General features: G+C 68.8%; 23 protein-coding genes and 1 tRNA gene. 9 read left to right on the plus strand and 15 right to left on the minus strand.

All coding sequences use genetic code 11. From position 1 onward, the window contains the following. Positions 1-15 precede the first annotated feature (15 nt). Positions 16-990: a LacI family DNA-binding transcriptional regulator gene (locus AC0662_RS29030; protein ID WP_478304577.1), complete on the minus strand. Its 975-nt coding sequence runs from the start codon at positions 988-990 to the stop codon at positions 16-18. Positions 991-1,137: 147 nt separating this feature from the next. Between AC0662_RS29030 and AC0662_RS29035 the strand changes: the two genes are divergently transcribed. From AC0662_RS29035 to AC0662_RS29055, 5 genes are all read left to right on the plus strand, one after another. Next, positions 1,138-2,277, plus strand: coding sequence for a mandelate racemase/muconate lactonizing enzyme family protein (locus AC0662_RS29035; protein ID WP_478304579.1), 1,140 nt, complete (start codon positions 1,138-1,140; stop codon positions 2,275-2,277). A gap of 112 nt (positions 2,278-2,389) precedes the next feature. Next, entirely contained in the window at positions 2,390-2,965 is a 576-nt protein-coding gene (locus AC0662_RS29040; RefSeq protein ID WP_478304581.1) for a hypothetical protein, read from the plus strand. Then, positions 2,959-3,975: a hypothetical protein gene (locus AC0662_RS29045; RefSeq protein WP_478304582.1), complete on the plus strand. Its 1,017-nt coding sequence runs from the start codon at positions 2,959-2,961 to the stop codon at positions 3,973-3,975. Before AC0662_RS29040 ends, AC0662_RS29045 begins: the two co-directional genes overlap by 7 nt. 63 nt (positions 3,976-4,038) lie before the next feature. Beyond that, positions 4,039-4,530, plus strand: coding sequence for a hypothetical protein (locus AC0662_RS29050; protein ID WP_478304583.1), 492 nt, complete (start codon positions 4,039-4,041; stop codon positions 4,528-4,530). A 31-nt stretch (positions 4,531-4,561) separates the two neighbouring features. Next, the gene (locus tag AC0662_RS29055) at positions 4,562-5,050 is read left to right on the plus strand and encodes a hypothetical protein (protein ID WP_478304585.1); all 489 of its coding nucleotides are present in this window, start codon (positions 4,562-4,564) and stop codon (positions 5,048-5,050) included. A gap of 98 nt (positions 5,051-5,148) precedes the next feature. Here AC0662_RS29055 and AC0662_RS29060 read toward each other — a convergent pair whose 3' ends face one another. The 6 genes from AC0662_RS29060 to AC0662_RS29085 form a co-directional block, all read right to left on the minus strand. After that, the gene (locus tag AC0662_RS29060) at positions 5,149-5,913 is read right to left on the minus strand and encodes a hypothetical protein (protein ID WP_478304587.1); all 765 of its coding nucleotides are present in this window, start codon (positions 5,911-5,913) and stop codon (positions 5,149-5,151) included. Then, positions 5,910-6,329 (minus strand): hypothetical protein, encoded by a 420-nt coding sequence (locus AC0662_RS29065; protein WP_452197023.1) that lies wholly within the window; start codon positions 6,327-6,329, stop codon positions 5,910-5,912. Before AC0662_RS29065 ends, AC0662_RS29060 begins: the two co-directional genes overlap by 4 nt. Before the next feature lie 32 nt (positions 6,330-6,361). Continuing rightward, positions 6,362-7,879, minus strand: coding sequence for a B12-binding domain-containing radical SAM protein (locus AC0662_RS29070; protein WP_478304589.1), 1,518 nt, complete (start codon positions 7,877-7,879; stop codon positions 6,362-6,364). A 174-nt stretch (positions 7,880-8,053) separates the two neighbouring features. Next, entirely contained in the window at positions 8,054-10,264 is a 2,211-nt protein-coding gene (gene katG, locus AC0662_RS29075; RefSeq protein ID WP_478304591.1) for a catalase/peroxidase HPI, read from the minus strand. A gap of 34 nt (positions 10,265-10,298) precedes the next feature. Beyond that, on the minus strand, positions 10,299-10,715 hold the full coding sequence (locus tag AC0662_RS29080) for a Fur family transcriptional regulator (RefSeq protein WP_452197020.1): 417 nt from the start codon (positions 10,713-10,715) through the stop codon (positions 10,299-10,301). 81 nt (positions 10,716-10,796) lie between these two features. Beyond that, complete coding sequence (locus tag AC0662_RS29085; RefSeq protein WP_478304593.1) at positions 10,797-11,678, minus strand: SDR family oxidoreductase; 882 nt, start codon at positions 11,676-11,678, stop codon at positions 10,797-10,799. 85 nt (positions 11,679-11,763) lie between these two features. On the opposite strand from AC0662_RS29085, the gene AC0662_RS29090 reads away from it, so the two are divergent. Beyond that, positions 11,764-12,339 (plus strand): TetR/AcrR family transcriptional regulator, encoded by a 576-nt coding sequence (locus tag AC0662_RS29090; RefSeq protein ID WP_478304595.1) that lies wholly within the window; start codon positions 11,764-11,766, stop codon positions 12,337-12,339. Between the two features lie 175 nt (positions 12,340-12,514). On the opposite strand, the gene AC0662_RS29095 is transcribed toward AC0662_RS29090, so the two are convergent. The 8 genes from AC0662_RS29095 to AC0662_RS29130 all read right to left on the minus strand — a co-directional run bounded on the left by AC0662_RS29095 (position 12,515) and on the right by AC0662_RS29130 (position 18,373). After that, positions 12,515-12,587, minus strand: a tRNA-Ala gene (locus tag AC0662_RS29095). Between the two features lie 72 nt (positions 12,588-12,659). Next, positions 12,660-13,454, minus strand: coding sequence for a divisome protein SepX/GlpR (sepX, locus tag AC0662_RS29100; protein ID WP_478304597.1), 795 nt, complete (start codon positions 13,452-13,454; stop codon positions 12,660-12,662). Positions 13,455-13,551: 97 nt separating this feature from the next. Next, a complete protein-coding gene (locus tag AC0662_RS29105; protein WP_452197016.1) occupies positions 13,552-14,169 on the minus strand; it encodes a GNAT family N-acetyltransferase in 618 nt (205 codons plus the stop codon). Next, positions 14,169-14,657, minus strand: coding sequence for a MogA/MoaB family molybdenum cofactor biosynthesis protein (locus tag AC0662_RS29110; protein WP_452197015.1), 489 nt, complete (start codon positions 14,655-14,657; stop codon positions 14,169-14,171). Before AC0662_RS29110 ends, AC0662_RS29105 begins: the two co-directional genes overlap by 1 nt. Beyond that, positions 14,654-15,136: a cyclic pyranopterin monophosphate synthase MoaC gene (gene moaC / locus AC0662_RS29115; RefSeq protein WP_452197014.1), complete on the minus strand. Its 483-nt coding sequence runs from the start codon at positions 15,134-15,136 to the stop codon at positions 14,654-14,656. The genes AC0662_RS29110 and moaC overlap by 4 nt, the downstream gene beginning before the upstream one ends. Positions 15,137-15,170: 34 nt before the next feature. Beyond that, positions 15,171-16,391: a molybdotransferase-like divisome protein Glp gene (gene glp / locus AC0662_RS29120; RefSeq protein ID WP_452197013.1), complete on the minus strand. Its 1,221-nt coding sequence runs from the start codon at positions 16,389-16,391 to the stop codon at positions 15,171-15,173. A gap of 99 nt (positions 16,392-16,490) precedes the next feature. Continuing rightward, positions 16,491-16,970 carry an N-acetyltransferase family protein gene (locus AC0662_RS29125; protein WP_478304600.1) on the minus strand — a complete coding sequence of 160 codons (480 nt, stop codon included), beginning with the start codon at positions 16,968-16,970 and terminating at the stop codon, positions 16,491-16,493. Positions 16,971-16,987: 17 nt separating this feature from the next. Then, positions 16,988-18,373 (minus strand): UTP--glucose-1-phosphate uridylyltransferase, encoded by a 1,386-nt coding sequence (locus AC0662_RS29130; RefSeq protein ID WP_478304602.1) that lies wholly within the window; start codon positions 18,371-18,373, stop codon positions 16,988-16,990. Positions 18,374-18,438: 65 nt separating this feature from the next. Between AC0662_RS29130 and AC0662_RS29135 the strand changes: the two genes are divergently transcribed. From AC0662_RS29135 to AC0662_RS29145, 3 genes are read left to right on the plus strand one after another with little or no spacing between them, the layout of a single operon-like run. Then, positions 18,439-18,999: a 5-formyltetrahydrofolate cyclo-ligase gene (locus AC0662_RS29135; protein ID WP_478304604.1), complete on the plus strand. Its 561-nt coding sequence runs from the start codon at positions 18,439-18,441 to the stop codon at positions 18,997-18,999. Then, positions 18,992-19,900: a phosphotransferase gene (locus AC0662_RS29140; protein ID WP_478304606.1), complete on the plus strand. Its 909-nt coding sequence runs from the start codon at positions 18,992-18,994 to the stop codon at positions 19,898-19,900. The genes AC0662_RS29135 and AC0662_RS29140 overlap by 8 nt, the downstream gene beginning before the upstream one ends. Further along, positions 19,900-20,958, plus strand: a complete 1,059-nt coding sequence (locus tag AC0662_RS29145; protein ID WP_452197008.1) for a serine hydrolase domain-containing protein — start codon at positions 19,900-19,902, stop codon at positions 20,956-20,958. Before AC0662_RS29140 ends, AC0662_RS29145 begins: the two co-directional genes overlap by 1 nt. Position 20,959 lies beyond the last annotated feature (1 nt).

Here is a 20,959-nt window from a genome sequence, read left to right on the forward strand (position 1 = left end):
GGGTCGTGCGGTGGGTCAGGCGCCGAGCGGCGCGGGACCGGTTGAAGCTCGGGGGATCAGCCGGGAGCCGACCTCGACGGACCGTGGTCCCGAGCCGGTGATCGTCTCGACGATCAGATCGGTGGCATGGGTGGCCACCGTCTGCGGCGAGATCCGGATCGTGGTGAGGGCAGGGATCGACAGACCGGCCAGCAAGGTGTCGTCGATGCCGATCACGCTGACCTGGCCGGGCACGTCCACCCCGGCGCCGGCCAACTGGTGCAGGACACCGATCGCCACCAGGTCGTTGTGCGCCAGGATGGCGGTCGCGCCGTTCGCGATCGCCAGCGTGGCCGCGTGCAGGCCGGTCTCGAAGCGTGGTTCGTAGGGGCCGAGCTCGACGACCGAGAGCCCCTGCGCGTCGAAGGATTCTCTTATCGTCTTACCCCGCAGGTGTTCCGGCCGCGAGCAGTTCACGAACACACAGCTCGTGTGACCGAGCGCGCGCAGGTGCTCGGCGGCCTGGCTGATCCCCGACGCCAGCGAGATCTGCAGCTCCGGGATGCCCGGGACGTGCCGGTTCACCAGCACCAGCGGGATCTCGGCGGCCAGCTCGAGCAGCCGGCCGTCCGACAAGGTCGATGCCCAGAGCACCAGACCGTCGACCTTCTTCACGATCGCGTCGATCGTCTCCAGCTCGTCGGCCTCGCGCTCGTCGCAGTCCGCGACCAGCAGCGTGTACCCGTGGTTGCGGGCCCGGGCCTGCATCGCCTTGACGATCGGCGGGAAGAACGGGTTCGCGATGTCCGGGACGACCAGGCCGAGTGACTCGGTCCGGCCGCTGCGCAGCGTCCGGGCCGCCGGGTCCGGCCGGTACCCGAGCTGCCGGGCGGCGTCGGTCACCTTCTGCCGGGTCGCCTCTTGCACCTGGTCCGGCGCGGTGAAGACCCGGGACACCGTCGACGGGGAGACACCCGCCAGCTGCGCGACTTCCCTGACCGTGGCGGCCATCCGGATCTCCTTGTCCTCGCCGAGCGTTGAAACATGTTTGCAATCGTTCCTGGTTGTGTCAACAGTTCGGTTCCCACCCTCTGGCACACCGTGCCGTTCTTGACTTATCGTCCAATGACAACGTTCCTGAAACAGAGCAGAGGCCACATGAAGATCACCGGCTGGGAAGTACTCACCCTCCCCGACCGCGGCGACGCGATGATGCTCGTCGCGGTCGACACCGACGAGGGCATCCACGGCATCGGCGAGGTCGGACTCCGCTCCCGCCAACGGGCCGCCGCCGGCGCCCTCGAACACCTCGGCGCACTGATCGTCGGCGAGGACCCGCTGCGCACCGAGCACCTGTGGCAGCTGATGTTCCGCTCCGGCTTCTACCCGGCCGACCGTGTCATCGCGTCGGCGATCGCCGCGATCGACGTCGCACTGTGGGACATCCGCGGCAAGGCGTACGGCGTACCGGTGCACCAACTGCTCGGCGGTGCGGTGCGTGATCACGTGCCCTGCTACGTGCACGTCGGTGACGGGATGGCCGATCGCCCGCGCTTCCTGGATCACTGCCGGGCGCTGGTGTCCGACGGGTGGCGGCATCTGCGCTTCTCCGTCCCGCACGACGCCGACGTGCTCGACGAACGACGTACCCTGCGGGAATCGATCCGGCTGTTCCACGAGGTCCGCGACGTCGTCGGCGACGAGATCGAGCTGCTCCTCGACGTTCACACCCGCCTCGACCCACCCGAAGCGGTTACGCTTTGCCGCGAGATCGAGTCCGCCCGCCCGTACTTCGTCGAGGACGCACTCCGCGCCGAGCACCCCGACTCGTACCGCATGCTGCGCGCGCGAACCGGCGTACCGCTGGCGGCCGGGGAACAGTTCGCGTCGAAGTGGGAGTTCGCGCCGCTCCTCGAGAACGAACTGATCGACTACGCCCGCGTCGACATCGCCATCGCCGGCGGCCTCACCGAGGCCCGCAAGATCACGGCCGCCTGCGAAACCCACCACATCAAACTCGCCACCCACAACCCCCTCGGCCCGGTGACCGCGGCATCATCCCTGCACCTCAACCTCGCCACCCCGACTGCCGTCATCCAGGAACACCAGGCCGCCCCCGACCCCGAACTGGCGTCCTTCTTCACCCACCTCCCCACCATCACCCCCGGCCGAGTCCACCCCACCACCCTCCCCGGCCTAGGCATAGACATCGACCGCCCCCGAGCCCGAGCCCACACCGCCAACCCCCGCCCCCTCCCCACCCTCCACCGCCCCGACAACTCCTACACCAACTGGTAACACCACCAGCGGTACGGCGTTGCAGGAAACTGCAACGCCTGTGGATAACGCACCGGCCGAACACCCTCCGTATGCGACGCTTACACCACCCGCATCGTTGAACGGAGCCCCCATGCCGCGCCGACCGGCCCTCGGACCCACCACCGCAGCCCTCTGCGCCCTCCTAGCGCTAACGGCCTGCCAAGGCTCCCCAGAGGCCGGCCAACCCAACACGGCACCGACGTCTCAGCCGTCCAGCCCGGCAAGCACGACGAGCACACCTGTTGACGAGTCCAAGGCAGCCGGCGATGCGGCGGTTGCCGCCTACGGCCGGTACATCGCCGTGATCAATGCGATGACGGCCAGCGGTGGCGCGTCCGTACAGGCTCTGCCAACGGTCGCGTCCGGGGTCGAGCTGGCCAAATCGCAGAACCAGGCCGAGACGTACCGGGTCAAGAAGATCAAGACGATCGGAGGCATCGAGATCCTCTGGGCCAAGGCGGTGAAGACCGGTCCCACCGGCGCCAGCATCACAACCGCCTCTGTCCAGGCCTGCTACGACACGTCGAAGTCCAAAGCAGTCGACTCCACCGGTAAGAACGTCCGAGTGCCTGGCACGCCCACCCGCTGGCTCGACAACCGCGACCTGCAGCTGATCGGCGGCATCTGGAAGGTCACCAGAGGCAGAAATCAGGGGGCGTCGTGCTGAGATTCTCGGCCGCGGCGTTGAGCTTGCTGGCCGCCGCTGTGCTCACTCCCCAGACGTCGCTTGCCACACCTACGCCGACGGCGGCGCCTCCTGACTGCGACTGGGATCCGCAGACCGGTCAATGCCTGGTCAGTGTGGCAGACGACGGGGATCCGCCGACCGCGTCGGTGACGACGAAACCCGGGAAGAAGAAACCTGGTGGGTCCGACTGTGTGTTCGAGGGGCAGGTCGTGCCGTGTCGGACGGCTGACGGGTTCTTCGATGCTGCGTCGCACTGTTACCTGACGCCGACCGACACCCCGCTGCTGATGGGGGGACCCACGGTGTACCCGCCGGGTACGAAGTACTACAGGTGCTGGGTGATTCTCGGTGTCGTGGACGGCAAGCCGGAAGGTATCGAGAGAGCGCTGTCGGTGGTCCGTCCGCCGGCCGAGCACCGCACCATTGATCCTCGGGTTGCCGCGCAGCAGGTGGTGAAGACGATGACCTTTGTGGCGCCGCAGCTTGGGTTGTCGCCGTATGTGCAGAGTGCGAATCAGGTCGGTGTCGTGAACGTTCCGATCTGGATGTGGGCCACCGATCCGGGGCCGACCACCACCGGTCCGCAGACGAAGACCGCGGCGCTCGGCGGGGTCTCGATCACCGCGACCGGCACCGTCGATCACATCGAATGGTCCATGGGCGGCGGCAACACGGTCACCTGCAAGGGCGCCGGTACGCCGTTCACCAAGGCGATGGCAGCCGGCAAGTCCCTCAAGGGCATGCCCACGTCGCCGACCTGCGGCTCCAAGTACACCAAGACCTCGCACTGCGAGAAGGCAGGCAGCTACACCGTCACCGCCACGGCGTACTGGAACGTCCACTGGACCGGCGGCGGCATGCAAGGCGACATCCCCCTCAACTTCAGCCGCTCACTCCCCCTCCAGGTCACCGACCTCCGCCCGGTCCTCGTCGACCCGAACGGCGGCTCGGCGACCACGTCGATCCCACCGCGGAACTGCGGCGGCTGACGCCGCGGCCGGGGCTGTGGATGACGACCGCAGCTCGTGGACGGAAAGGACTAGATTCGGCGCATGACGAACTGGCCATCGGTCGACGAGGTCCGGGCTGATCTTGCCGGCGTGCTCGCGAGGTTCCGCAGCGGGCAGACGCGTGCGTTCAGCTTCGGGAACAGCCTGCCTGAGGCAGTCGTCCTGACGTACGACGAGTTCGAGGACCTTGATGGCGCGGAGACGTTCACCGGTTTGAACGACGTACTCACGCCGGCCGAGCTCGCCGAGCGGTTGCCTGCTCTGGTCGCGACCGGTTCCGGGTTGCCCGTGGCGTGGGGCGACGGGGGCGAGGCGCAGGCGGTGGTGATGTCGACGACGCAGTACCGCGACCTCCGAGGCGACGACCACCCGCCACCGGGCGTCATCGACGACCCCACCGTCCGCACGTACAACACTGAGCCACTCCCCACCAGCCGTCCCCTCGACCTCGACGACTGGGCAGCCCGGATGGGCCCAGAAACCCAAGAACTACTGGAAGAACTCCGCCGCGAGCAAGAACCCCGGCGGGCCTGAGGCAGCCCTTCGGCGCGAGGTACTGCGGACGATGATCGACCTCGCCAGCGGGAAGACCGACGGTCACCACGCGCTGACCTGCGCGCTCGGCAACGGAGACCTGCGGGACTGCGTGACGGCGTACCTTCGATCGGATCCGCAACGTCCCGCGGACTACCGGCTCGTGTTCCGCGAGATCGGCCCCGCGACACCGAACGGACCGGCGCGCCGTGAGCTGCTGGCCATCAAGCCTCGTCGTGGGGCGAACAACATCTACGCGCAGGTCTGCGCTCGTCTGCACCGCCATCCGAATGATCGCCAGCCAGGCCTCAACCGGTACGACGACTGGACGCAGACAGATGTCGGTACGTCCAACCGCCAGGCTGAGCTGGACGCCAAGCGTGCGATCGCTCACGCGTGGGACGGGCAACGACCGCTCCGGTCCTCGCGACCGCTCGCCGTCGGCGGATCGCCGAGAGCCCCCGGCCTCATCTCCGCAACCCTCTCTCAGTACGTCGGTGGAGAGTCGCACCCAGGTTGACGATCGCCCTGGGATGCGGCGTGGTCGGCCCGGGCCAACTGGCTGGCCTGAGCGCGGTCGGTGAACGCAGTTTCGTCGAGGTTGCCTGGGGCAACTGGTTAGTGGGTCCAGTGGTGGTAGAGGTAGGACTCCAGGGTTGCGATGGTGGTGTAGAAGGCGTGGGTGCGGCGGGCTACTCGGGGGTCCAGCCAGTTCCAGTTGGCGAGGTGGCCGTACGCCGCGACGGTGTCGGCGAGGGTGAAGAGGGCCAGGGCTGTTGCGATTCGTCGCGCTCGGGCTCGGCCTGGTGTGTGGAGGGCGGTTGAGAGTAGGCCTCGGCTGGCGATGTGGGAGGTCATGGCGACGGATCGTTCGATGAGGACGAACTGGTCGACGACGACGGAGTGCTGGCGGGCTTTGCGCCATTGGTCGAGCGTCTCTGGATCGGCTGGGTGCGCGATGCCTAGTGCGAGGACGTACAGGGCTTCGATGCCGCCTACGCCCGCGCCGAATGCCACGACCTGGCCGGGGGCTGAGGGGCGGCGTACGGCGAAGGCTAGGGCGGTGCAGCCGAGTTCGGCGGCCGCTGAGATCGCCCCGCGTTGGGCGGCATGCGCGAGCATCGAGCGCCGCCCCGCGCTCGGAGCGGCACTCGGCATCCCGGCATCGGCCCGCTCCTCGCTAGGCACAGCTCCCGTGATCGCCGGGACGGCTCGTTTGATGAACGAGGCCAAGGCCCAGCTGGCTGCTCCGGCGAGGGGCCAGGTGAGCGAGACGTGGCGCGACCTGGCGACGGCGATGGGTGCGGCGGCCAGGGCGACGATTCCCAGCGTGCCGATCGCGCCGGATGTAGTCTCTGAGATCTTGTTCGAGGGAACCGTCACTCCTCGTCTGCCGGGGCGGCTCGGAAGCGCTCCTCCTCGGCCGGCACCACCTCGATCTCTGGGAGGTCGGACTCCTCCACGAGGACGACGGTATTGACGACGACCGACACCGCCGGCTGCGTCCCCTTCGTGACCACTCGGACGGCCGGCTTCGTGCCCTTGGTGATGATGCTGACCAGCGGCTTCGTCAACGGGAACGCGAGCTGCTCGTCCCCTAGCGCCTCGGGTTGCTCGAACCGCAGGCTCGACCGGATGGCCTCTTCCTGCTGGACGTCGAGCTCGTAGCCGGCTTCGTTGAGCGCCCGCACCGGGTCACTGTCCATCGCCTCCGCGAAGGACGGCTCGGTGAGCACTCGTTCCAGCAGCAGCGCAAACTGCTGCTCGCTCTCTGATACCGGGATGTACCTGTCCGGCATGGCTCCTCCCTACAGCTTCACGGCACCGGCCATCACAGCGGCAGGTGTCGTAGTGGCCGGCGCGCGACGTCCGCGCGCCGTTCCTTTCCGGTGTTCCGGTCCCGCGCGTACGCCACGGTGCGCAGATTCGGCAGCGCGTGGCTCGAGCCCCTGACCAGGTCCTCCGGGAAGTACAGACTGATCGGCTCCGGATGCCCGTACTCGATCATCACGCGATCGGGGTTCCGGGCCCGGGACAGGTACATCAGCGCGCGTACCTGCCGGCTGATGTCCCAGATCTCCTCCGGCGTCAACTGGACCCCGCTGCGGAACAGGTACAGGTTGCGGAAGAACCCGAACTCGTCGTACATCACTTCGCTGACGTCCAGGCGGTCACGCTGCTCCTGCCACAGCCGCGAGCCCGGGATCTGGCAGTACCACTGGAGCAGCAGCCGGACGCCGTACGTCGCGTAGAGTTTCGCGGCGAACGCGATGGTCCGGCGTACTTCGGTCACGGTTTCCCAGGGCAGGCCGAGAATGAAGGAGAAATCGGCACGGTCCGCGATTCCGAACTCGACGAGTTTCTGCGCCGCGCGTTCCAGAATGTCGGTGGTCGTCCCTTTCCCGATCTTCTTCAGACCTTCGTCGTACCCACATTCCGCGCCGACCAGGAACTGCCCGGTGAACTCGGCGATCGACTCGACGTACCCGGGGAACAACAGGTCTGTGGCCCGCGAGTCGTACACCAGGCTCGGTGTCATCCCGCGGCGCCGGATCGACTCGGCGATGCGGATCGCGCGGCGCGGATTCATCGAGAACTCGTCATCGATGATGTGCACGAATCCGGTGTTGGTCCGGCCGGTGTACTGCGACAACGCCTCGAGGCGATCGACGAAGGCCTCGGGTTCGAAACTGCGATAGCTGCGGCGGTACGACGTACTGCAGAACGAGCAGTCGAACGCGCAACCCCGCGACGACTCGATCGACAGCCCCTGGAAGACGCCCGGCTGCAACTGGTCGTAGTCCGGCAGCGGAGCCGCGGCGAGATCGTCCGCGGTGAGCTGCCGGGCGACCGGGTTCCGCACCAGTTCGCCGGACTCCGACATCCAGCTCAAGTTCGCGACGCCGGCCACATCACCGTTGTCCTGTACGGCGTTCGCGAGCTCGACGATCGCCCGTTCGCCCTCACCGCGGACGACGTACTGCACCGGGAACGTCCGCAACAGGTACGCGTCGAACATCGTCGGGTGAATACCGCCCAGCACGATCGGCACGTCCGGCCGCGCGGCGCGGATCTGCACGATCACCGACAGCGCGGTCGGCCAGGACATCGACGTCGCCCCGATCCCGACGAGCCCGGCCTCGGCCACCTGCGGCAGGTACGCGTCGATCCGGTCCGATCCGTCCGCGATCAGGTCGACCAGTGTCGCGTCGTGCCCGTTGGCGTTGAGCACCGCCTGCAGCAGGTACATCCCGTAGGCGGGACATTCCCGTACCGCATCCATCGCAATCGGCTTCGGATCGCCGGCGAAATCGTCCATGATCGGCGGCGAAATCAACACAACCTTCATCGCGCCCCCATTTCCCACCCGGCGACGAAGAATCAACTAATTGATTGAGATGTGCGCTCCTGGTAAATACAAAGCACATTCCAGCGTGCGCTTCCGGTCATCACGTGTCAAGCACGCCGGAACGCGGACCGGCTCCCCCGCGACACGGGGGAGCCGGTTTCGTGCGTTATCGGATCAGCGCAGGTCGAAGCGGTCGAGCTCCATGACCTTGTGCCAGGCGGCGACGAAGTCGGTGACGAACTTCTGCCGCGCGTCGTCACTGGCGTAAACCTCGGCGACGGCGCGGAGCTCGGAGTTCGAGCCGAACACGAGGTCGGCGCGGGTCCCGGTCCACTTGGTCTTGCCGTCGACGGTGGCCTCGAACGTCTCCTGGCTGTCGTCGGTCGCGTGCCACTCGGTGCCGAGGTCGAGCAGGTTGACGAAGTAGTCGTTCGTCAGCGTGCCGGGGTTGTCCGTCAGGACGCCGTACTTCGACCCGTCGTAGTTGGCACCGAGAACTCGCAGGCCGCCGACGAGGACCGTCAACTCCGGCGCGCTCAGCGTGAGCAGGTTCGCACGGTCGAGCAGGAGGTACTCGGCCGGGAGACGGTTGCCCTTGCCGTTGTAGTTGCGGAACCCGTCGGCGACCGGTTCGAGCGCCGCGAACGAGTCCGCGTCGGTCTGCTCGGCCGACGCGTCCACCCGACCGGGCGTGAACGGTACGACGACGTCGTGCCCGGCGTTCTTCGCGGCGATCTCCACACCGACGCCGCCGGCGAGGACGATCAGGTCGGCCAGCGAGACCGACTTCCCGAACGACTGCTGGACGCCCTCGAGCGTGCGCAGCACCTGCGCGAGCTCGTCGGGGTTGTTGACCTCCCAGCCGCTCTGCGGCTGCAGGCGGATCCGCGCACCGTTGGCGCCACCACGCTTGTCGCTACCGCGGAACGTCGACGCCGACGCCCACGCGGTCGAGACCAGCTGAGCCACCGTCAGGCCGGACGCCGCGATGGCCGCCTTGAGCGCGGTCACGTCGGCGTCGCCGACCAGCTCGTGGTCGACGGCCGGCAGCGGGTCCTGCCAGATCAGCACCTCGCTCGGGACCTCGGCGCCGAGGTACCGGACGATCGGGCCCATGTCGCGGTGGGTCAACTTGTACCAGGCGCGCGCGAACGCGTCCGCGAACTCTTCCGGGTTCTCGTGGAAGCGGCGCGAGATCGGCTCGTAGATCGGGTCGAACCGCAGCGACAGGTCGGTGGTGAGCATCGTCGGCAGCTTCTTCGGGCCGTCGTACGCGTCCGGGATGATCGCCTCGGCGTCCTTGGCGACCCACTGGTTCGCGCCGGCCGGGCTCTGGCTGAGCTCCCACTCGTAGCCGAACAGGATGTCGAAGAAGTCGTTCGACCATTGCGTCGGCTTCGTGGTCCAGGTGACCTCGAGGCCGCTGGTGATCGCGTCCTTGCCCTTGCCGGTGTTGAAGGTGCTCTTCCAGCCGAGGCCCTGCTGCTCGATCCCCGCGCCCTCGGGCTCCGCGCCGACGTTCTCGGCCGGGCCGGCACCGTGGGTCTTGCCGAACGTGTGGCCGCCGGCGATCAGCGCGACGGTCTCCTCGTCGTTCATCGCCATCCGGCCGAAGGTCTCGCGGATGTCGCGGGCGGCAGCGATCGGGTCCGGGTTCCCGTTCGGGCCTTCCGGGTTCACGTAGATCAGACCCATCTGGACCGCACCGAGCGGACGCTCCAGGTCGCGGTCACCGGAGTACCGCTCGTCGCCGAGCCAGGTGGTCTCCGGGCCCCAGTACACGTCGGTCTCCGGCTCCCAGACGTCCTCGCGGCCGCCGGCGAAGCCGAAGGTCTTGAAGCCCATGGTCTCCAGCGCGACATTGCCGGTGAGGATCAGCAGGTCGGCCCAGGAGATCTTCTGGCCGTACTTCTTCTTGACCGGCCAGAGCAGCCGGCGGGCCTTGTCCAGGTTGCCGTTGTCCGGCCAGCTGTTCAGCGGCGCGAACCGCTGCTGCCCGGCGCCGGCGCCACCGCGGCCGTCGTGGATCCGGTACGTGCCGGCGCTGTGCCAGGCCATCCGGATCATCAGCGGGCCGTAGTTCCCGAAGTCGGCCGGCCACCAGTCCTGCGACGTGGTCAGCACCTCGGCGATGTCGGCCTTCACGGCCGCCAGGTCGAGCGTCTTGAACGCCGCGGCGTAGTCGAACTCCTCCCCGAGCGGGTTCGACACCGGCTGGTTCTTGGCCAGGATCTTCAGGTTCAGCTGGTTCGGCCACCAGCCACGGTTGGCGTTCCCGCTGGTCGGGTGCACGCCCTGACCGTGGTTCACCGGGCAGCCACCGGTCTCGGCGCCGCGGCTGTCCGCGGAGGCCTCGCCGGGCAGGGGCTCATGGTTCTCGGACATCGAATTCCTTCCAGGACTGGACGTTTTCGGAAGATCAGGTACGGCGTGAGCAGTCGGCGCACAGCCCCCAGTAGATGACCTCGGCCTCGTCGATGACGAACCCGTGGTCCTCGGAGGCGGTCAGGCAGGGCGCATGCCCGACCGCGCAGTCGACATCGGCGATGGCACCGCACGACCTGCAGACCGCGTGGTGGTGGTTGTCCCCCACCCGCGACTCGTACCGTGCGACCGACCCCAACGGCTGGATCCGCCGCACCAGCCGCGCTGTCGTCAAAGTGTGCAGCGAGTCGTACACCGCCTGGTGCGAGACCTCCGGCAATTCGTTGCGCACGGCACCGATAATCGAGTCCGTGTCCGCATGCGGGTGATCGTGGACCGCGGCCAGCACCGCCACCCGCGGCCGGGTCACCCGCAACGAAGCCCCACGCAACAGATCCTGGAGCTCATCCACCGTCGGCACGTTCCGCAGTCTTCCGCCTTTTCTGGAATGAGTCAAGATTAGGCTCAGATTGAGACAGGCGTGTCGCGCCGGTCAGGGCTGGATGTTCTCCAGATCGTCCAGCAGGCCGGGGTGTTGCGGCGTCCAGTCGAGCGCTTCCCGCGTGTGCGCGCTGGAAGACGGCTGATCGGTCGCGAAGATCGGTCCCAGCGGCCCGAAGGTCTCCGGCGCCACGGACTCGACCGGGAGACCCAGCCGCCGCCCGATGACCGCCGCGATATCCCGTACGGCGTCCCCCTCGTCGGCGACCGCATGCCACGCGGTCCCCGCCGGTGCGTTCTCCAGAACCAACCGGAAGAGCACGGCCGCATCGAGCGCATGCACAGCAGGCCACCGCTGCGCGCCGTCGCCCGGATAGCCGGACACACCGCCCTGTCGCGCGATCTGAGTCAGCAAGCCGGCGAACCCGCCATCACCTTGATTGTGAACCGTGCGCGGCATCCGTACGGCGGCACTCCGGACACCACGCGACGCCAGGTCGAGCGTTGCCATCACCGCGCGACTGCGACCACCAACCGGGCCATCGGTCGGCAGCGGGTCGGCCTCCGTCGACGGTCGGCCAGGCACAGCCGGCGTACCCGAAACCGTGACCAACGGACGGTCGCTGCCCGTCAGCTCCTCCCCCAGGGCCGCGAGCGCGGCTCCCTCCTCGGCAATGCCCGCGGCGAGTGCTTCGGGGCTACTGAAGTCGTTGCTGAAGGCAAGATGAATCACCCCGTCGGCCTTGGCCGCGCCGGCGCGGACCGCGTCCAGATCGGCGAGCCCGCCGCGAACGGTCGTGGCACCGACAGCCCGGAGGGCCGCCTCAGACGCGTCGGAGCGCGCGAGGCCGAGGACGGCATGACCGTCCCCGAGCAGTTCACGGACGACCGCGGACCCGATCAGACCAGTGCCCCCGGTCACGAAAACCTGCATGAGATGCTCCTCAGAAGTGATGGGACTCTTGTCTCATCACCGTAGCACCCGATGGGACAAGAGTCCCATCACCTAGACTGACCGTATGGCTCGTTGGGAACCCGGTGCGCGCGACCGACTGGTCCTGGCCGCGGTCGACCTGTTCGCCGACCAGGGGTACGACGCCACCACGGTCACGCAGATCGCCGAACGCGCCGGCGTCACCAAGAGCACCTTCTTCCGCCACTTCCCCGACAAGCGCGAACTCCTCGTAGCCGGCCAAGACACCCTCAGCCGCCTGCTATCCGAAGGCATCGCCGCCGCCCCCGAGAACGCCACACCCCTAGAGGCAGTCGCCGCCGGCCTAGAGCGCGCCTCGAACACCATGGGCCCCATGAACCGCGAGCTCGCCCCACGCCTGAAAGCAGCCATCGCCGCCAGCGCGGAACTCCAGGAACGCGACGCCCTGAAAAGCGTCGGCCTAGCGACAGCCATGACAGCCGCCCTCCGAGCCCGCGGCGTACCCGATCCCCTCGCCCACCTAGCCGCCGAACTCGGCCTCCTAGCCTTCAAACAGGGCTACGCCGACTGGGCCGAACTAGAACACGACGAGGGCGGACTGGCCCCTCATACCTTGGCTGCTCTGGAGGGTCTCCGCGCCGCAACCGCATCCCTCACCTGAGCAAACAGCCCCGACTCCCAACCGCGGCGCCCAACCCCGGAGCCGAGCGAAGCGAAGGCGCAAGGGGGTGCGGGTGGCGGAGCCCCCGCTCGCGGCAAGCGAAGCGCAGCCGCACGAAATGACGAAGGCGACCCGGTCCGCGCTTTCCGCGGACACGAATCGCCCATCGACTTCGTGGAGCTGAGGGGATTCGAACCCCTGGCCTCTTCGTTGCGAACGAAGCGCGCTACCAACTGCGCCACAGCCCCGAGTCGGTCGCTCGGTTTCCCTTGCGACCGCGAAACTCTAACACGGAGAGCCCCGCAGACTAAAACCGGATATCAGTCGCCGACGGCGCGTTTCACCTCGGGCTCTTCGAAGGGCTTCGGCGCGACGGTTTCGGCGACGGCGGGCTTGTCCGCAGGGTCGCTGATGCGGGCGCTGGAGAAGACCGCGTCGTCGGTCAGGGAGATGGTCCGGACCGTCCGGTCGGGGGCCTTTTCCTTGAGCACATATGTCGGCAGCGTGACCGGCACCGGGTCCCACAGGCCTTCGGACGCGGGCTTTTCTTCCTTCTCCGGAGCAGGCGCCGGCGCAGGCTCGGCGGGGAGCTTGACCTCGATGGTCATCTCCTCGTCGACCGACGGCGCGGGCTTGCCGGCCGGGCCGCGGTCGTGCCGCGCCTGGACCCGTGCTCGCCGTTCGGCGGCAGCCGTGGCGCGCTCGTGGGCCTGTCGCCGCAACTGCACACGAGTGAGTACGACGAACCCGAGGATCAACGCCCCGGGTACGGCGACTGTCCACCACGGCAGCATCGCGAGACCGGCGAGCGCCACGACGGACAGCAGGGACAGCGTCAGGATCGACAGCACCCGCCGACGGCGCATGGCGGCCACCCGGCGGGCACGGTTGGGGATGTACCGCGCGGGTGGCGAGGGGTCGTCCGCGGCGACAGCTCCGGGCGGGCGTACGACGTACCGGGTCCGCGACGGGTCGCGGGACAGGACGCGCGCTTCGTCCGATGACGGCACCACCGGACGCCGCCGCGCTTCGTCGCCTCGCTTCAGCCACATCGGGACGAGGTAGGCGGCCCAGGCGGCGACGATCGCCACGTAGATCAGCCCTGTCGTCCCCATGCGATGACGCTAAAGCGCGGCGGGGGCCAGATGAGGTACGTGAGACGGTGTGTCGCAAGAAGACTCGTGTGACTGATGTGAATAGCACGCACCGTAGTCAGGTGAGTCGAGAAACGAGACCGGCTCCGACCTCTTCGACGTTGAGCGCGAAAATGCGGTGGTCGCGCCAGTCGCCGTCGATGTGCAGGAACCGCGGCCGCTCGCCCTCGTACCGGAAGCCGAGCTTCTCGACGACCCGCAGACTTGCCTTGTTCTCGGGGCGAATCGCGACTTCGATCCGGTGCAGACCGAGGGTGAACCAGCAGTGGTCGGCGGCCATCGCGACCGCTGTCGGGACGATGCCGCGACCGGCGTACTGCTCGTCGACCCAGTAGCCGAGGTTGGCCCAGCGGGCCGAGCCGTAGGTGATGCCGGACACGGTGAGCTGTCCGACGAGGGGCCATCGGGCGCGCGGCCCGGCGCCGGCCGCACCGCCGTACGTGATGACGAACGGCAGCATCCGTCCGTACCGCGCTTGGCGGTTCCAGTCGCGTGCCATGGCGCGGAAGGTGCGCGCACCGTCTTCGGCACCGGGCGGCTGGGTCGCGTCCCACGGCCGCAGCCAGCTGACGTTGCGTTGGCGCGCTGCGGCCCATTCGCTGCCGTCGCCGGCACGCAGCGGTCGTAGGCCGACCTGCCCGTGCTGCAGCTCCACTGGCCAGCGCACGATCGCCATCAGTCGACGTCCGTCCGCACGTGGTCCCCACCGTGTACTTGCTCGACCGCGTGTCTCAACAGTGGCTCCAGTACGGCGAGACCGTCTTTCACACCGCCCCGCGATCCGGGCAGGTTGACGATGACCGTAGTACCGGCGATTCCGGCCAGTCCACGCGACAGTGAGGCCGTTGGTACGCCGTTGGCCACGCCGTACGCCCGGATGGCTTCAGCGATCCCCGGCACCGCTTTCGTCAGCACAGCGGCGGTCTGCTCCGGCGTCTCGTCAGTGGGCGAGATCCCCGTGCCACCTGTCGTCAGAACCACGTCGTACGACGCCTCGACCGCGGACCGCAGCGCGGCCCCCACTGGCGCACCGTCCGGGACCACCTCCGGCCCGGACACCTCAAAACCCCAGTCCGCCAGCCGGGACGCGATCAGCGGACCTGTGGTGTCGGAGTACACCCCAGCGGCGGCCCGGTTGGACACGCTGACGACGAGCGCCCTCACGGCCGCTCCCAGTGCCCGGTCTTGCCGCCTTCTTTCAACTCGACCTGTACGTCGGTCAGGGTGGCCGCCGGGTCCAGTGCCTTCACCATGTCGATCACGGCGAGCCCTGCGACCGCTACGGCGGTCAGCGCCTCCATTTCGACACCGGTCCGGTCCGTCGTCTTCACCTGGGCCCGGATGAGTACGGCGTCGTCGGCAACCTCCAGGTCGACCTTCGCACCGGTGATCGCGATCGGATGGCACAGCGGCACCAGGTCCGGCGTCCGCTTCGCGCCCATGATCCCGGCGATCCGCGCGACGCCGAGCGCGTCACCTTTCGGTACGCCGTCGCCGCGCAGGGCGGCCACCACCTCGGCGGACACCAGAACCTTGCCGCTGGCAACCGCCCGGCGGACGGTGGCGTCCTTGGCGGACACGTCCACCATCCGCGCGGCCCCGGTCTCGTCGACGTGGGTCAACCCCGCAGGGGGCTCGGTCATCCGGTCTCCTCGTCCGAGGGCGTCCCTGGAACCATCAGGCACCCTCCAACAGCATCAGCTCGACCTGATCGCCGGCCCGGACCGCTGTCACGTCCTCGGGCACCACGATCAGTGCGTTCGCCCGGCTCAGCCCACCGAGCAGGTGGGAGCCGTGCCCGCCGACTGTACTGGCCATCCAGCCCTCGTCGCCGCCGCTGGCCGCAGCGCGGACGAACTGCCGCCGCCCGGCCGGCGAGTTGAACCCGTCCAGCGTCACGCCGGGGACCAGGGCCCGCCGGTACGGCATCTGCCCCATCATCTTGCGCAGCGCGGGCCGCACGAACACCTCGAACGAGATGTACGCCGACACCGGGTTACCGGGCAGCGTGAAGATCGGCACCGAGTCCTCACCGATCACACCGAACCCCTGCGGCTTGCCCGGCTGCATCGAGACCTGCGGGAAGTCCACTGTGCCCAATTTGGAGAGCTCTTCCTTCACCACGTCGTACGCGCCCATGCTGACGCCACCTGTGGTGATGACCAGGTCAGCACGCACCAACTGGTCGGACAGGGTGTCCATGATCCGTTTGGGGTCGTCGTCGACGATTCCGACCCGGTACACCACCGCGCCGGCGTCCCGCGCACAGGCGGCCAGCGTGTAGCTGTTCGAGTCGTAGATCTGTCCCTCGCCCAGTCGGCTCCCCGGCTCGCGCAGCTCGGCGCCGGTCGAGATCACCACGACGCGCGGCCGCGGGCGGGCCTTCACCCGCGCCCGACCGACAGCAGCCAGTACGGCGATCTGCCGCGGCCCCAGCACGGTGTCACTGTCCAGCACCTTCGTACCGGCGGTCACGTCCTCGCCGGCGTGCCGCACCGAGCCACCGACCGGCGGCTGCTGGGTGATGCGCACGTTGACCGTCCCGCCGTCGGTCCACTCGACCGGTACGACGCTGTCCGCGCCCCTGGGCATCGGTGCGCCCGTCATGATCCGCACACAGGTCCCCGGGGTCACCACGATCGGTTCGCTGCGCCCGGCCCGGAACTCGCCGACCACGGGCAGCGCGATCGGGTTCTCGTCCGAGGCGCCGGCCAGGTCGCCCGCCTGGACGGCGTACCCGTCCATGGCCGAGTTGTCGAACCCCGGCAGGCTGACCCCCGACACGATGTCCTCGCAGAGCACCTGCCCCACCGCGTCCATCAACGGCTGGTCGAACGCGGGCAACGCGGTCACCCGGCCGAGTACGACCTCCAGATGCTCATCCACACTCCGTCTCACGAGCCCGACCCTAATCCGTACCGAAGGACGGGAGGTAGTTGGCGCGGCCGACGGACCGCAGGCTCACCGCGGCTCGCCACGGCCCGCGGTGCGGCACCACTACCCGTTGATCGGTACGCCTTCGGGGTGGCGCCCCCACACCATCCGGACGTCGGGCGTGCGTTCCTCGTTCGCCGCTCCGTCGGTACGGCGGACCTCGCGGAAGCCGTGCGCCCGGTAGAAGGACTGGGCGCGGGTGTTCATCTGGAAGGTCCACAGCGCGAGACCGCCGGGGCGCAGGTCCTTGGCGAGGTCCACGAGGGTGGAGCCGACGCCGTGACCGGCCGCCTCCGGGTCGACGTACAGCTGGTCGAGGTCGTCGCCGTCCAGGGTGAGGACCGCGACGATCCGGCCGTCGTCCAGGGCCACCCAGGTCTGGGCGTCCGGCAGCAGCACGTCCGCGAACCACGTCGCCACCTGCGCGGCGGTGTGGATCGCCGGCGGCAGCTGCGCCCCCGCGGCGTGCCGGGAGCGCCACCAGACCGCGGCCGCCTCGTCCGTGTCGTACGGCTCCAGCGGCCTGATCAACAGCTCGTCCACAGTCCCCCCAGTGCGTGTCAGCTCAGTACGGTGCCGTCCGGGATGTCCCGGCGCTCGCCGTCCGGCGCGGTCACCTCGACATCACCGAGCACCACCACGTCCTTGCCGAAGGCAACGTCGCCGCGGACCGCGAGCCGGTCGGCCCGGACCAGCGACGGCGGGCCGGCGGCGAACCGGGCGTCGAAGTCGGCGAGGATCTTGAAGTACTCCGGGTCCAGGTCGACGTACGGCTCGTCGCCCTCGTGGGTCGTGGTCAGGTCGCCCGCCTCGTCCAGTTCGTAGACGTCGGAGCGGAGTACCAGCAAGTCGTTCGTGGTCTTCACCGGCTTGAACCGGCTGCGGTCGACGATCACCGCCTGCGAGCCCTCGAAGGTCTCGATCGCGGTACCCATCCCGGTCTCCAGCTGGATCACCTTCGGCGACGAGGGGTCGGCCGGGTCGACGGTCTTGCGGTTCACCATGATCGGCAGCCCGAGCACCCCGTCGTGCCCGGACATCAGCTCGTCGAGCCGGTCCAGGTCGATCCACAGGTTGTTGGTGTTGAACATCTTGTGCCGGGTGATGTCCTGGAAGTACTGCGTCTCGTCGTCCGCGACCTGGGCGCTGTCGCGCAGGATCAGCCGGCCGTCGGACTTCCGCACCGCGACGTGCCCGCCCTTGCGGTCCGAGCGCGTCCGCCGGCAGACCTCCATCCCGAACGGTACGTCGTGTTCGGCCATCCACGCCGCGATCCGGGGGTCCGGTGTCGCGCCGAGGTTGTCCGCGTTCGAGATGAACGCGTGCCGGAAGCCGTGCTCGCGGAGCGCGTCGAGGGTGCCGGAGGCAACCAGTGCGGTGAACAGGTCACCGTGTCCGGGCGGGCACCAGGCGAGCTCCGGGTCCGGCTCCCACTCGGCCGGGGTCAGGTCGTCGGCGAGCAGTTTCGGTTCCATGTTCTGCAGGAAGTCGAGCGGCAGGCCGTCGATCGCGAGGCCGTCGTACTCGCCGAGGATCTGCAGCGACTCGGTCTTGGTGCGGAACGAGTTCATCAGCACCAGCGGCAGCGGTACGTCGTACGCGCGCCGGGTGCTGAGGATCTGCCGGGCGATGATGTCGAGGAAACTCAGCCCGTCCTTGACCGGCAGCGCGGACTTCGGGCCGGTGACGCCCATCGACGTGCCGAGGCCGCCGTTGAGCTTGATCACCACGGTCTCGGCCAGCGCGGCCCGGAGCGCGTCCGGGTCGGTGTCCAGGTGGTCCAGGTGGGGCAGATCGCCCACCGGCTCGATGTCGGCCTCGGGGATCTTCCCGTGCTGGCCGGACTTGAGCAGCCGGTAGTAGTGCGTGAAGACGCGGATCGCGACGTCGGCAGCACCGGCGGCACGCATCTTCTCCTGCGCTTGTCTGAGACCCACCTCACCCATGCACCAACCCTAGGCGACAGGACGTAATCCCAGTGTTGCCCGCGTCACGCTCCTACGATCAGAGCGTGTTTGAAACCAAGGCCGTGGCGCGGCAGCACTTCCTGGAGGCGCGGGGGCAGCGGGCCCACGCGGACGGACTGCTGGCGAGCGCCCAACAGGTGTTGCCGGACGTGTACCGGGTCGCTGTGTACGTCTCGATGGATCCGGAGCCGCAGACCGGTGCGCTGATCGACTGGCTGCTCGCGACACACCATGAGGTGCTGCTGCCGATCCTGTACGCCGACAACGACCTCGGCTGGGGCGTTGCGCCCGGTGCGGCCGACCTGGTGCCCGGCCGGCTCGGACTGTCCGAGCCGCCGATCGATCTGGGCTCCGACGCGATCGCTACCGCCGAGCTCGTGATCTGCCCGGCCGTGGCCGTCTCCCGCGACGGAGTCCGCCTGGGCCGCGGCGGCGGCTCCTACGACCGCGCCCTCGCCCGCACCAGGCCCGGTACGCCGATCTGGGCCGCCGTGTACGACACCGAGATCGTCGACGCGCTCCCGTCCAACGCGCACGACCAGCCGGTCGACGCCGCGTTGACGCCAAATCGTTTGATCCCGCTGCGAAGATCGGGAGATGACTGAGACCGCGGTCCAAGCCGCAGCCACAGCCGCTCACAACCTCGGCCTGACGGTCACCGACCCGACAGTGCTCTACACCGCGTTCTCGACGGTGGTGCACCTGAAACCGACCTCAGTGGTCGCCCGGGTGCCGATGAACCTCCCGGACGGTCTCAAGGAGCCGGAGCCAGCAGGCCGCCGGCAACAGCGCGAGCTGGACGTCGTCGCCTGGCTGGCCGAGCAGGGCTTCCCCGTGGTGCCGCCGAGCCCACTGGTGCCTCGCGAGCCGGTCACTCAGGACGGGCTGTCCATGACGTTCTGGACGTACGTCGAGGTTGACCAGGCCGCCGAGCCCGACTACTACGGCGCGACCACTCGTGTACCAGAGCTGCACGCGCGACTCGCCGACTACCCGGGTGAACTGCCCTGGATGACCCCGCTGCGTCTGATCGGACCGGGTCTCGCCACAGTCGAGGCAGTACCCGGCCTGCTCGAGCAGGAGGACGTCGAGCGGGCACGCGCCGAGTGGAAGGTGCTGGAGCCGGTTCTGACCAGCCGCAGCGCCTTCGAGGCGGCGTTCCCCTCAGCGACCATTCAGCCGCTGCACGGCGACGCGCCGTCGTGGAACCTGATCACCACGGTCGACGGCCCGCTGTGGGCCGACTTCGAGGACGTCGGCCTCGGACCGATCGAATGGGACCTCGCCGGCTTCGGCCCCGACCTCTGCAAGGCGTACGACGAGGGCGCGCAGGCCCGCGGTCTCCCGACGCTGGACCCGCAGATCCAGCAGGTGATGGACCTGGTCCGCGCACTGCAGGTCCTCGTGTGCACCCCACTGGTCCCACAGATGCCCGCACTGGCCGACGGGATCCGCATGTTCGCCACCCAGTGGCGCGCGATGCCGTTCGCTGGTGGACTGAGCTGATGCTGCGCGAGTACGTCGACAACGGTGCGATGCCCGGACTCATCAGTCTGGTGAGCCGTGGTGACGAGACGCGGATCGAGGTGCTCGGCAGAACGGAGTACGACGGTCCGGAGCTGCAGCGGGACAGTCTGTTCCGGATCTCGTCGCTCACCAAGCCGATCGTTGCCGCAGCGACCATGCTCCTGGTCGACGACCTGCGGCTGTCCATGGACGCCCCGGTGGCCGACGTACTGCCGGAGCTCGCGCATCCCGTCGTACTGCGGGATCCGGACGGGCCGATCGACGACACCGTCCCGGCGGAGCGGCCGATCACGGTGCGGGATCTCCTCACGTTCCGGCTCGGGCTGGGCGAGTCGGACAACCCGGCGCTGCGGCAGCGGGAGGCCGAGCTGGAGCTGCACACGTTCGGGCCGCCGGTACCGCGGACTCCGCTGGAGCCTGACGAGTGGATCAAGCGCCTCGCGACGCTGCCGCTGCAGTACCAACCGGGTCAGCGGTGGCTGTACTCGACCGGCTCGCACATCCTCGGCGTACTCCTCCCACGGGTCACCGGGCGGCCGCTGGAGGAGTTCCTCCGCGAGCGGATCTTCGAGCCACTGGGGATGCACGACACCGGGTTCACCGCGGTGGATCCCGCCCGCCTCACCACGGCGTACGTCGGGGACGACGTACTGGACCCGGCCGCGGAGAGCCAGTGGCTGACTCCGCCGTCGTTCCCGGACGCGAGTGGTGGGTTGATCTCGACGATCGACGACTATCACGTGTTCACGCGGATGCTGCTGAGCGGCGATCTGCTGTCCCCGGCGGCCGTCGCGGAGATGACGAGCGACCAGCTGACACCGGCGCAGCGTACGGCGGCCGCCGACTTCCTCGGCCCGGACACCGGATGGGGCTACGGGATGTCCGTCGGCGGCGGCCGGTACGGCTGGGCGGGCGGACTCGGCTCGCTCTGGTCCACCACACCCGCGGACGGGACGATCTCGATCCTGCTGACCCCGCGGGCGCTCTGGACCTGGCCCGAAGAACTCTTCGCCGAGGCCAGCACGCCCGCGTGGTGAC

The organism is Kribbella sp. NPDC043289, assembly GCF_056436705.1.